Here is a 12,083-nt window from a genome sequence, read left to right as displayed (position 1 = left end):
GGCGTTGCTGTCAGCCCTGTGGGCTCCCGGCGCTGCCCGTCGCATCACTCCTGGTGAGTCTGGAGCCCCCGGCCGGGCTCGAACCGGCGACATCTCGCTTACAAGGCGAGTGCTCTGGCCAACTGAGCTACAGGGGCAGGATGTCCGTGGTCAGCATAGCCACCGATCCCCTTCTACCACGTCCGCCATGGGCCCCCACCACCGACTATTCGGGCACGGCCCGGGTGCCTCGGGAACACCGTCCCGAGATGCCCGAAATGTTCGTCGGATAGGTCCCAATGCGGAGGCGCGACCTTGGCATGTGAGAAAAACCCGTTTACCGTGGCGTGACGCGGATGACAGCCCGACGCTGCCCCTGGGCCGCCCGGATGCCGCCGCAAACGCCGGTGCGGCAACGCACCGGTTGCTCCTTCACTCGGATCGTCCGGCACGTTCCTGCCGGTGAAAGGAAGCGCTTCACCATGGCTACGGTCACCTATGCGAAGGCCACCCGGATCTACCCGGGCACGCAGCGCCCCGCGGTCGACCACCTCGACCTGGAGATCGGCGACGGCGAGTTCCTCGTCCTCGTCGGCCCCTCCGGCTGCGGTAAGTCGACCAGCCTCCGGATGCTCGCCGGTCTGGAGGACGTCGACGACGGCGCGATCTTCATCGACACCCGCGACGTCACCCACCTGCCGCCGAAGGCCCGGGACATCGCGATGGTCTTCCAGAACTACGCGCTCTACCCGCACATGACCGTGTACGAGAACATGGCGTTCGCGCTGAAGCTCCGCAAGACGTCGAAGGCGGAGATCGACCGGCGGGTCAAGGAGGCGGCGAAGCTGCTCCAGCTGGAGGAGTTCCTCAACCGCAAGCCGAAGGCTCTCTCCGGTGGTCAGCGGCAGCGGGTGGCGATGGGCCGGGCGATCGTCCGGGAGCCGCAGGTCTTCCTCATGGACGAGCCGCTCTCCAACCTCGACGCCAAGCTCCGGGTGCAGACCCGTACCCAGATCGCGACGCTCCAGGCCAAGCTCGGCGTGACCACGGTCTACGTGACCCACGACCAGGTCGAGGCCATGACCATGGGACACCGGGTGGCGGTCATGCTGGACGGCGTGCTCCAGCAGGTGGACACCCCGCGCGAGCTTTACGACAAGCCGGCCAACGTCTTCGTCGCCGGGTTCATGGGCTCCCCCGCGATGAACATCAAGACCGTCCCGCTGACCGAGGCGGGTGCCGCTCTCGCCGACCTGACCGTACCGCTCACCCGCGAGCAGGTCGCCGCGGCCCAGGCCGACGGCGGTAACGGCAAGGTCGTGATCGGCTTCCGTCCGGAGGACTGCGACCTGGTCTCGCAGAACGACGGCGGCCTCGCGCTGGTCGTCGAGCTGGTCGAGGACCTCGGCTCGGACGCCAACGTCTACGGCCACGCCACGATGGACGGCAACTCCGAGCGGTTCGTGGTCCGCACCGACCGCCAGCACATGCCGAACATGGGCGAGACCGTGTACATCAAGCCGCGTCCCGGCCGGCACCACGTCTTCCACGCGGTCAGCAACAAGCGGATCTGACCGGAACCCAGCCGAGTGGTCCCCGGACGCGGGTCTGCTCGCTCCCGGTCCCCGGACACCCGTCGGGCGGCCGCCTCGGTCGAGGCGGCCGCCTGACGCCGTTTTCCGGGCGGCTTTCCGACCCCCGGCGCGGCGTCAGATCCTGCCCGCGCCGGCACCCGCGGTGACGGATGCCTTGACGGTGCCGAGGTTCTCGACGGTGTAGCCGTACGGGTCGCTGCGCCGCCCGACCGTCGGTAGCCCCGGGGTTCGTCGGTGGTCACTGACCAGCTTCCGCCGGAGGTGGACCCGCCGCCGGCGTTGCCGTCCGACGCCGTTGGTGTGCAGGGTGGGGCGTACCCGGGGTCGGCGGACGGTCAGACCGGTAGTCGGCCGGCTCCGGCGAGGGCTGGCACGACCACCGGCACCAGCGGTGTCGGAAGCACCGGCCCGGCCCGCAGGGTCGGCGTCCAGCCGGCGTCCCCGCCGAGGTCGGGGTCGTGTTCGGCGTTGTACGCGTCGAGCAGGCTGACCGGCCGGGCCAGCCCTCTCTCCGGGCGGACCCAGGTGCCCCGCTCGGTGATCACGGTGCCGCCCCAGTCGTAGAGCAGATCCGCCGCGGTGACGCCAGCACCGAGGGCGAAGAAGTTGTTCTCGGCGTAGATCGCCGACTGGACCCCGACCCCGAGGGCGTAACCGAAGCCGTCGCCGGCGAGGCGGTAGAGGTTGTTGTAGATGTCGACCTGGCCGAAGCGTACCCGGGGCAACCGCTGGAGCGTGCCGTCGAAGAGGTTGTGGTGCAGGGTAACGTTGAGCCGGCCGACGTCCGGGCCGACGGTGTTCGACGACCCGATCAGCATCACCTTGTCCCGGCCGAGGAACCGGTTGTACGACGCGGTGACCAGGCTGGCGGTGTGGGTGACGTCCAGCGCGCCGTCGTGCACCATGTACGGCCGTCCGAAATAGATCGGCAGGTCGCGATCCGGGTTGTCGCCGTCCGAAAAGGTGTTGTGGTCGATCCAGACGTTCTCGCTCCGCCGTACCGACACCAGATCGAATTGTGAATTCCAGTTCCCCGCGTCCCCGTCCGTCGGCGACCACGCCGGGAAGCAGTCCCGGGCGTCAACGAGATTCGGGTTACGGATGATCACGTTGCTCACCCGGTCCACCATCAGGGTCAGCCCGCGCAGGGTGGCCCCGCGCAGACCGATGATGGTGGTGTTGGCGCCGACGTTGATCTGGGTCTGCCGGGTCTGGTTCGCCACCGACCGCACCCGGGCCTCCTCCAGCGGGCCGGACGGGGCCACCCGACCCAGGTCGCCGGGTCGTACGCAGCCAGGTACGCCGCCAGCGACTACCCCGGGTCGGCCAGGTCGGCGCAGCTCAACAGCCGCCCATCCGGACCCTCGAACCCGTCGATCGTCCCCTTGACGTAGATGATCTTCGGCGTGGCGTTGGTCGCGTTGGTGGCGTTGTCGCCGCAGAGCGCCGCGATCAGCTCCGCCCGGGTCTCGACCACGTGCGCCTGGTCCGGCGCCGCCGCCGATCCGCCGGTGGTGCCGGGGCCGGCGGCGGCCCATCCGTCGTTCGCCGGCAGCATCTGCCGGCCCAGCAGACGCGCTCCCCAGGACAGCCGGTCGGCGTCTCGCCCGCTCGCCCCCACCGGACCGGGCGCCACGAGGACGCCGGAGGCCACGGCGACGAGGCTGCCGACCACGGCGGCGGTCAACCTTGTCGATCGCATCGCACTCTCCGTCTGCCTACCGTTTGCCGGATCGCGTAACGAATACGAAATCCCTCGTTATTGGAACGGTAGGTAAGAGCACCAAACAGTGTCAATGCGCTGCGTTTGCAGATTTATTGCAGAAAATGCACACAATATCGATTGTCTCGGCGATGCCACGCCGAGAAGTGGCGTATTCGATCCGATTTCTACCGCACGCTCGCCCCCGCGATTTGCAGCCCGTTCACCGTCCGTGTGCAACGGCACCGCGATCGCTACGCCTCCGTCTCCACCGCCGCCCGGTACGGCTTCACCGCCCACGGCACCGCCAGCTCGGAGAGCAACGCACCCTCGGCAGCGGCTCGCCGCAGCACCGCGTTGATTCCTCGGATGGTGAAGACCCGGTCGGGTCCGGTACCCGTCGCCACCAGCCGCTCGTCGTCGAGCAGGGTCGGCTCCGGCGCGGCCCGGATCACCTCCACCAGCGCGGTGAACCCGGCGGTCCGGGCCAGCGGCGCGATCAGCGGCGTACCGGCCGGGTCGGCCCGGTGGGCGAGCAGGTTCACCAGCAGGCCCGTCCGGCCCGGCACCTCGCGCAGCCCCGCCTCGCCCGGCAGGGCCAGCCGGTCGGTCGGGTACTCCAGCACCGCCCGGCCCGCCGTACCGTGCACGATCACCTCACCGGCGATGAAGTCCTCGCCGGCCAGGGTCACCGCCGCCACCACCGACAGCCCACAGCCGAGGACCACCCGCAGCGCGGCGGTGTCGTCCACCTCGATCGGCCGAACCCGGTACCGCTCCAGCTCGGCCTGGGCCGGCCACTCCGGCGCGACGCCGTCGAGCGCGCCGGCCGGCTCCACCATCCCGGCCGCGACCGCGGCCTCGGCGACGGCCAGGCTCTGCATCACCGCGTGCGCCAGCGGGTTGACCAGCACCCCGTCCAGCACCGGACGACCGTCCAGACTCCGCCGCCCCGCCCACGGGGCGCGGGCGTAGTAGCCGTCGGTGCGCTGCCAGGAGGCGACGGTGGAGATTCCGGTGATCCGGCCCAGCCGGCCGGCGGCCACCGCCGCGGTCAACTCGGCCAGCGCCGCCGACCCCAGCGCCTGGAAGCCGACCTGGCATACCCGGCCGGTCTCGGCCAGCGCCGCCGCCAGTTCGCGATGCTCGGCCAGGGAGAGTACGGGCGGCTTCTCCAGCAGCAGATCCGCGCCGGCCCGCAGCGCTGCCAGGGCGATCGGCAGGTGGGTGTGCGGCGGCGAGCAGATCACCACCACGTCCGGGCGGGCCACCGCCAGCATCTCGGCGTGGTCGGTGAAGATGCCCGCGCCAGGCGGGATCGGTGCCTCCGGTTCCGACTCGACCGGTCGTACGTCGACCAGCGCGACCAGTTCGAGCTGGCCGGCCTCGTGCAGCGGCGCGATGATCCGGCGGTGCCAGAGGCCGTGTCCGTTCGCCCCGACCAGCGCCACCCGCGGCGGCCGCCCAACCGGCCGGGGCGGCGTCCCGGTGCCGACCGCGCCGGTCATGCCGCACCCGCCAGGGTCTTCTCCACGCCGTACCGGTCCAGGGCGGTCAGCCACTCGACCACCGGCTCCCGGACCTCGTCGTCGGCGGCCAACTCCGCCGGGAAGACCTCGGTCAGCCCGAACAACGCCTCCACCACCCCTTCCGGTGACGTCCTCGCTCCGGCCAGTGCCGCGCGGATCCGCGCGGCGAGCGGATCGTCCAGCGGCAGCACCGTACCGTCGTCGGCCCGCCCCTGCGCGAAGCGCATCCACGCCGCGACCACCAGCGCCGCCCAGCGGGGCCGGACTCCGGCGGCGCGCAGGTCGGCGATGGTGTGCAGCACCCGCTGCGGCAGCTTCTGCGAGCCGTCCATGGCGATCTGGATGGTGCGGTGCCGGATCACCGGGTTGGCGAACCGGGCCAGCACCTCCTCGCCGTAGTCGACGACCGAGACCCCGTCGGGGGGCGTGAAGCTGACCGCCACCTCCTCGGCGACCAGCCGGCGCAGCACCGTGGTCAGGTGCGGGATCCGCAGCGCCTCCGCGATGGTCTCCCGTCCGGCGAGCGCGCCAAGATAGGCGGTCGCCGAGTGCAGGCCGTTCAACGCCCGCAGCTTGAGCCGCTCCCAGGGGCCGGCGTCCGTGGTCAGCACCGCCCCCGCCCGCTCCCAGGCCGGACGGCCACCGGGGAAGTCGTCCTCGATCACCCACTGTCGGTACGGCTCGGCGGCCACCGCCGCCAGGTCCACCACCCCGAGCGCCCGTTCGGCGTCGGCCAGCGTCTGCGGGGTGCTGGCCGGGACAATCCGGTCCACCATGGTGCAGGGGAAGCTGACGTGGTCGCGTACCCAGTCGGCGGCGCCAGCCGGCACCCGGCCGTCGGCGTACTCCAGCGAACGGGTCACCAGGCCCCGCAGCAGCCGGCCGTTCGAGGGCAGGTTGTCGCAGCTCACCAGGGCGATCGGGCCGGCGTCGGCGGCCGCCCGGGCGAGCAGGCCCCGGACCAGCAGGCCGGGCACGGTCCGGGGCGGCCGGTCCGTGGTCAGGTCGGCGACCAGCTCCGCGTCCGGGCGCAGCTGCCCGGTCGCCGGGTCGAGCTGGTACGCCTTCTCCGTCACGGTGAGGGTCAGCACCCGGATCGCCGGGTCGGCCAGCAGCGCCACGACCCCGGCCGGATCACCCGCGGCGTGCCGGACCCCGGCCAGCGCGCCGACCACCCGGGTCCGACTGCCCTCGCCCGAGTTGCTGGTGACGCTGAACAGGCCGTCCTGCTCGGTGAGGGCGCGAACGATGTCGACGCTGCGCGGCGCCACCGCGATGATGCCCCAGTCACCGCCGGCCCGGGCGACCGCCTCCTCGGTGTAGACCGCCTGGTGGGCACGGTGAAACGCGCCCAGCCCGAGATGCACGACCCCGGCCGGCACGTCTCCGGGACGAAGCAGCGGGCGGCTCGCCTCCGGCAGCCGACCCAGCGCGCCGAGGCCCAGTCGGGCCACGCCGCTCGACCCCGCCGGGCCGGACACAGCGGACGTGGCCGCGGGCGCCCCGGACGTGGCTTCGGGTGCGCCGCCCGCCGGCCCGGAACCGCCCACCGCCGCGCGGGACCCATCCGCCGGGGTGTCGGAGCCGTCCGCCGGCGTGTGGGACCCGTCCGCCATCACCGCCGCCATACCGGACCGTCTGGGAAGGAGTACTCGGCGATCGACTCGGGCTTCATCGTGGCGCTGTAGCCGGGCTGCTCGGGGAGCAGGTACCGACCGCCGCGGGTGCGGACCGGGTCGACGAAGTGCTCGTGCAGGTGGTCGACGTACTCGATCATCCGGCCGTCGAGCGAGGTCCCCACCCGCAGGTAGTCGAAGACCGCCAGGTGCTGGACGTACTCGCAGAGGCCGACGCCGCCGGCGTGCGGGCAGATCGGCACGCCGAACTTCGCCGCCATCAGCATCACCGCGAGGACCTCGTTGACCCCGCCCATCCGACACGCGTCGATCTGGCATACCCGGATCGCCTCGGCCTGCATGAGCTGCTTGAAGATGACGCGGTTCGCCGCCACCTCGCCGGTGGCGACCCGGCAGCGCCCGCCGGTCAGCTCGGCCACCGCCCGTGCGATCCGGGCGTGCCCGAGCACGTCGTCCGCGTGGGTCGGCTCCTCGATCCAGTACGGGTCGAACTCGGCGAGCCGGGCCATGTTGGCGATCGCCTCGTCGACGTCCCAGACCTGGTTGGCGTCCATCATCAGCAACGCGTCCGGGCCGATCTCCTCCCGGATGATCCGCGCCCGCCGCACATCGTCGTCGATCGGGCCGCCGACCTTCATCTTCATCGCCCGCCACCCCTGGGCGTACGCCTCGCGGGTCAGCGCCCGGACCTTCTCGTCCGGATAGCCGAGCCAGCCGACCGAGGTGGTGTACGACGGGAAGCCGTCCCGCTCCAGCTCGGCGCGGCGCTCGGCCAGCCCGACCTGTCCCTTGTCCAGGATCGCGGCGGCCTCGTCCGCGGTGATCGCGTCGGTGATGTGGTGGAAGTCGACGTTGCGAACCAGTTCCTCGGTCGGCATCTCGGCCAGCAGCCGCCACAACGGCACCCCGGCCAGCTTGGCCCGCAGGTCCCAGACCGCGTTGACCAGCGCGCCGGTCGCCATGTGGATGACGCCCTTCTCCGGCCCGAGCCAGCGCAGCTGCACGTCGGCGGTGAGCGCGCGCCAGAAGGCCACCGGCTCGGCGGCGATCTCGTCCATGGTCCGGCCCACCACGTGGTGCGCCAGCGCCCGGACCGCCCCGCAGGTCAGCTCGTTGCCCCGCCCGTTGGTGAAGGTGAAGCCGGCGCCGAAGGTCCCGTCCGGCGCGTCGGTACGCAGCTCGACGTAGGTGGCGGAGTAGTCGCCTCGGTTGATCGCGTCCGAGCCGTCCCCGGCCGCCGCCGTGGGGAACCGGACGTCGTGGACGTCGAGACCGGTGATGGTGACGGTCACTGGTGGGCACCCCCGAGCTTGAAGACCTTTTTCGGCAGGTGGTACGCGAGGTCGACGATCGTCTCGGCCGCCTCGTCGAACGTGAGCCGGTGCTCGGCGACCAGCCGGGCCAGGTAGCCGGCGTCGATCCGCCGGGCCACGTCGTGCCGGACCGGGATCGAGCAGAAGGCCCGGGTGTCGTCGACGAAGCCGGCGGTGTTGTAGAAGCCGGCGGTCTCGGTGACCGCCTCCCGGAACCGGCGCAGCACCTCGGGCGAGTCCAGGAACCACCAGGGCGCACCGAGGTAGAGGGCGGCGTAGCCGCCGGCCAGCGGCGCCAGCTCCCGGGTGAACGTGTACTCGTCCAGGGTGTAGACGACCAACCGCAGGCGAGGATCGTTGCCGTACGCGTCGAGCAGCGGGGTGAGCGCGTGCACGTACTCGGTTGCCTGCGGGACGTCGCCGCCGACATCCCGGCCGTGCGTGGCGTAGAGCCACCGGTTGTGGTTGCGCACGGCGCCGGGATGCAGCTGCATCACCAGTCCGTCCTCGATGGACATTCGGGCGAACTCGACCAGCATGTGCGCGCGGAACGCCTCCGCGTCCTCCGGGGTCGCCTCGCCACGCAGGCCGCGCTCGTAGAGTGTCGCCGCCTCGGCCTCGCTCAGCTGCAGGGTCAACGCGGTCGGGTGGCCATGGTCGGTCGAGGTCGCGCCGGCCGCGATGAACGCCTCCCGGCGCCGGCGCAGGGCGGCGAGGTAGCCGGCGTACCGGCCGGTGTCCTCGCCGGTGATCTCGCCGAGCCGGGCCACGTTCTCGGCCCAGCCCTCGAACTCCATGTCGACCACGTTGTCCGGGCGGAACGTGGTGATGACCCGGCCGCCCGGACCGCCCCACCCGTCGGCGGCGAGCTTCGCGTGCCGGGCGAGGTCGTCGAGCGGCGACTCCGTGGTCGCCAGCACCTCGATGTTGAACCGCTCGAAGAGCGCCCGGGGCCGGAACTCCGGCTGGGCGAGCTGGGCCGCGATCGCGTCGTAGATCTCGTCGGCGGTGGCCGGCGACATCGGCGTCGTGATTCCGAAGACGTTGCGGAACGTCTCCTCCAGCCAGAGCCGGGACGGAGTGCCCCGGAACAGGTACCAGTGCGCCGCGAATCGCCGCCAGATGGTCCGCCCGTCGGTCTCCACGGGGTCGCCGTTCACCGTCGGCACACCGAGGTCGGCCGGGGGTACGCCCTGGCTGAGCAGCATCCGGGTGACGTAGTGGTCCGGCACGATGATCAGCCGCGCCGGATCGGGGAAGGGGACGTCGTCGGCGAGGATGCCCGGGTCCACGTGCCCGTGCGGCGAGATCAGCGGCCGGTCCCGGGCCAGCGCGTAGAGCTCGCGGGCGATCGCCCGCTGGCTGGGTTCGGACGGAAAGAGCAGGTCGGGCCGGTCGGACTGAGCAGACGACACCAGCGGGCTCCTTGACTCGTCGAAGGTGTAAGGAAGGGCCCCTTCCTATCGCTTTTTGTCGAAGAAGGGCCCCTTCCTAACAGCAAGGGGGTGGATCAGGGGACGGCGAGCAGGTCGGCAACCCGGACCGGTTCCCCGGTCTCGAAGGACCGGTTCGCGGCTAGGCCGGTGAGCAGGGCGAGGGCACCGTCCCGGGCGGTCGCCGCCCGACCCATCGGGTCGACCTGCCCGCCGAACAGCACCGCGGTCATCCGAGCGTCCGCGCCGCCGTGTCCACCGCGCGTGTAGCCGGGGACGGGAATCTCCCGGGCCTGCTCCCAGAACGGGTGCACGGTCAGCCGGGCGTGCCCCTCCTCGACGGCCGCCTCGGCGCCGTGCAGCGCGGCGCCCTTCAGCGCGCCGGCGGCCTGCCGGGAGACGAAGTTGTTCTCCACCACCTCCAGCTCCAGCCGGCCCCGGCTGCCGTTGACCATCACCCGGTAGCCCTCCCACGGGGAGTACGCGGTGAGGTGGTACGTCATGGTGGCGCCGGTGGAGTAGGTGGCCAGCACCGACATGTCGTCCTCGATGGTGACGCCGGGAGCGAAGACGTTCCGGTCGCGGTGGTAGCCGTCCTCGGCCTCCGCCTCCAGGTAGAGCTCGCGCAGCCGCGGATGGTCGGCCAGGTGCAACGCGAACGGATCGTCGGCGGCGGCCGGGGAGCCGTGTGCCCGGTCGTAGTCGCGGGCGTAGCCGTGCCGTCGGCCGTTCTCGCCGTAGAAGAAGAGCCGGCCGGCGGCGTACACCTGGACCGGAGTGGCGTCGAGCCACCAGTTGACCAGGTCGAAGTGGTGGCTGGCCTTGTGCACCATCAGGCCGCCGGAGTTGGCCTTCTCCCGGTGCCAGCGCCGGAAGTAGTCGGCACCGTGCCGGACGTCGAGCAGCCACTCGAAGTGCACCGAGCCGATCTCCCCGATCGTGCCGGCGGCGAGCACCTCGCGGACCTTCTCATGCAATGGGTTGTAGCGATAGTTGAAGGCGACCGAAACGTTGCGGCCGGTCTCGGCCACCGTACGGAGGATGCGGTCGCAGCGTGGCACGTCGATGGTCATCGGCTTCTCGGTGACCACGTCGCAGCCGGCGCGCAGCGCGGCGACGATGTACTCGTCGTGGGTCCGGTCGACCGACGTCACCAGGACGACGTCGACCCGCTCCTTCGCCAGCATGGTCGTGAACTCGCTGGCCCGGTACGTCGGCACCGGGTCGAAGCCCAGCTCGACCAGCCACTTGTTGTGCGCGTTCATCCGCGTCTGGTTGGTGTCGGCGAAGGCGACGAGCTGCGCGGTGGTGGGGTGGTCGAGGACCAGGGCCCGGACGAACATCTCGGCCCGGGCACCGGTGCCAACCAGGGCAAATCGTTGGGGCCTTCCAGCTGATCCGGACATCCCGGTTGCCTCCGCGCCGTCGAGGTTCGAGGGGTACTGCAAAGGTTTGCAGGAGAAGTAACCATGCCTACCCAGGCGACGTCAACGACTCGCGACAAACATGCGACAAATATTCCTATTTGCGGGTATGGAAGCGCTCCGCACGCTGCGCACCGCAATACATCCGTAACCGAAGCCCGTTGACACCCGAGCAACCGTTTGCATTAATTGGCGAACCATAGTGACGGTAGCCACAGCGCTGCGTAGTCAGACCATCCGTAGTAGACCAGAGACCGCACACCGGACGTCGCGCCGGCCGCCACGGAGAGGAGTCGCGTGCCCGCCACCATTCGAGACGTCGCGCGTGCCTCCGGAGTACACATCTCCACGGTGTCGCGGACGTTCTCGGCCCCGCACCTGGTCAACCCGGAGACCCGCAACCGGGTGCTGGCCTGTGCCGAGAGGCTCGGCTACCGGCCGAACCGGGCGGCCCGCGCACTGATCACCGGTCGCACCCACAACATCGGGCTGATCGTCGCCGACATCGCCAACCCGTTCTTCCCACCCCTGATCAAGGCGGCGGAGAGCCAGGCCCGGCAGCGCGACTACCACATCTTCGTCGCCGACACGAACGAGGATCCGGCCGTCGAGGAGGATCTGGTGCACGCCCTGGCCAAGCAGGTCGACGGCGTGCTGCTGTGCAGTCCCCGGATGAGCAACAGCCTGATCGAGCAGCTCAGCCGCGAGGTGCCCCTGGTGGTGATCAACCGCCAGGTGGCCGGGCTGCCCGCGGTGGTGATGGACGTCGGCCAGGGCGCCCGGCTCGCCATAGAGCACCTGACCGGGCTGGGCCACCGCGACCTCGCCCTGCTGGCCGGGCCGCGTGGCTCGTGGACCAGCCGGGAGATCCGGCGATCGGCGACGGCGGCGGCCCGGGCCGCCGAGGCCCGGCTGACCGTACTCGGCCCCAACGCGCCGACCGAGGACGGCGGGTTCGCCATGGCGGAACAGGTACGCCGCACCGGCGCCACCGCCGTGCTCACCTACAACGACCTGATGGCGATCGGCCTGCTTGAAGGGCTCGACGCGCTCGGGCTGAGGGTGCCGCAGGACATCAGCGTGGTCGGCATCGACGACATCGCGCTGAGCCGGCTCACCCGCCCCAAGTTGACGACGGTGGCCACGCCAACCGCGGCCGCCGGCCGGACGGCCGTCGATATGCTGCTCCAGCACGACAAGTCCGCGTCCCCACGTACGGGACGCGGCCGGAGCGGCACCAGCGACGACCGTCGTACCACCGCACAGGTAACGCTCCAGACCGAACTGGTCATCCGCGACTCGACGGGTGTGGGTCCGGCGGCACCGGCCCACCGGGCCGGACCGGCGGCGGCAGCCGACCGGTACGCGACATCCCCCGCGGTTCCGGGTTCGCACGGCCACGCGGACCCGGGCAGCGCAGCCCCGGCCACCCCCGACGTTGTCGTCTCCTAACCCCGAGGAGTGAGCACTC

Annotated in this window: 9 protein-coding genes and 1 tRNA gene; 2 read left to right on the top strand and 8 right to left on the bottom strand. The window is 71.3% G+C overall.

Annotated elements, in window-relative coordinates; genetic code table 11:
• Positions 1-60 precede the first annotated feature (60 nt).
• A tRNA-Thr gene (locus EF879_RS23080) sits at positions 61-137 on the bottom strand.
• Positions 138-461: 324 nt separating this feature from the next.
• Here EF879_RS23080 and EF879_RS23075 point away from each other — a divergent pair.
• Complete coding sequence (locus EF879_RS23075) at positions 462-1,553, top strand: ABC transporter ATP-binding protein (protein WP_123562009.1); 1,092 nt, start codon at positions 462-464, stop codon at positions 1,551-1,553.
• A gap of 356 nt (positions 1,554-1,909) precedes the next feature.
• Here EF879_RS23075 and EF879_RS23070 read toward each other — a convergent pair whose 3' ends face one another.
• The 7 genes from EF879_RS23070 to EF879_RS23045 all read right to left on the bottom strand — a co-directional run bounded on the left by EF879_RS23070 (position 1,910) and on the right by EF879_RS23045 (position 10,594).
• Entirely contained in the window at positions 1,910-2,806 is an 897-nt protein-coding gene (locus EF879_RS23070) for a polysaccharide lyase family 1 protein (protein WP_370375542.1), read from the bottom strand.
• Positions 2,807-2,886: 80 nt separating this feature from the next.
• Positions 2,887-3,276 carry a hypothetical protein gene (locus tag EF879_RS28895; RefSeq protein ID WP_370375541.1) on the bottom strand — a complete coding sequence of 130 codons (390 nt, stop codon included), beginning with the start codon at positions 3,274-3,276 and terminating at the stop codon, positions 2,887-2,889.
• A gap of 254 nt (positions 3,277-3,530) precedes the next feature.
• On the bottom strand, positions 3,531-4,784 hold the full coding sequence (locus EF879_RS23065; RefSeq protein ID WP_123562007.1) for a Gfo/Idh/MocA family protein: 1,254 nt from the start codon (positions 4,782-4,784) through the stop codon (positions 3,531-3,533).
• A complete protein-coding gene (locus EF879_RS23060) occupies positions 4,781-6,259 on the bottom strand; it encodes a mannitol dehydrogenase family protein (protein ID WP_233604679.1) in 1,479 nt (492 codons plus the stop codon). The genes EF879_RS23065 and EF879_RS23060 overlap by 4 nt, the downstream gene beginning before the upstream one ends.
• Before the next feature lie 161 nt (positions 6,260-6,420).
• A complete protein-coding gene (locus EF879_RS23055) occupies positions 6,421-7,734 on the bottom strand; it encodes an enolase C-terminal domain-like protein (protein ID WP_123562005.1) in 1,314 nt (437 codons plus the stop codon).
• The gene (uxaC, locus tag EF879_RS23050; protein WP_123562002.1) at positions 7,731-9,170 is read right to left on the bottom strand and encodes a glucuronate isomerase; all 1,440 of its coding nucleotides are present in this window, start codon (positions 9,168-9,170) and stop codon (positions 7,731-7,733) included. Before uxaC ends, EF879_RS23055 begins: the two co-directional genes overlap by 4 nt.
• Before the next feature lie 95 nt (positions 9,171-9,265).
• Positions 9,266-10,594: a Gfo/Idh/MocA family protein gene (locus tag EF879_RS23045; RefSeq protein ID WP_123562000.1), complete on the bottom strand. Its 1,329-nt coding sequence runs from the start codon at positions 10,592-10,594 to the stop codon at positions 9,266-9,268.
• A 315-nt stretch (positions 10,595-10,909) separates the two neighbouring features.
• On the opposite strand from EF879_RS23045, the gene EF879_RS23040 reads away from it, so the two are divergent.
• A complete protein-coding gene (locus EF879_RS23040) occupies positions 10,910-12,064 on the top strand; it encodes a LacI family DNA-binding transcriptional regulator (RefSeq protein WP_199736575.1) in 1,155 nt (384 codons plus the stop codon).
• The last annotated feature ends 19 nt before the right edge of the window (positions 12,065-12,083 follow it).

It is taken from the genome of Micromonospora sp. HM5-17 (assembly GCF_003762835.1).
Classification (GTDB): domain Bacteria; phylum Actinomycetota; class Actinomycetes; order Mycobacteriales; family Micromonosporaceae; genus Plantactinospora.
This window is presented reverse-complemented; position numbering and strand designations above follow the sequence as displayed.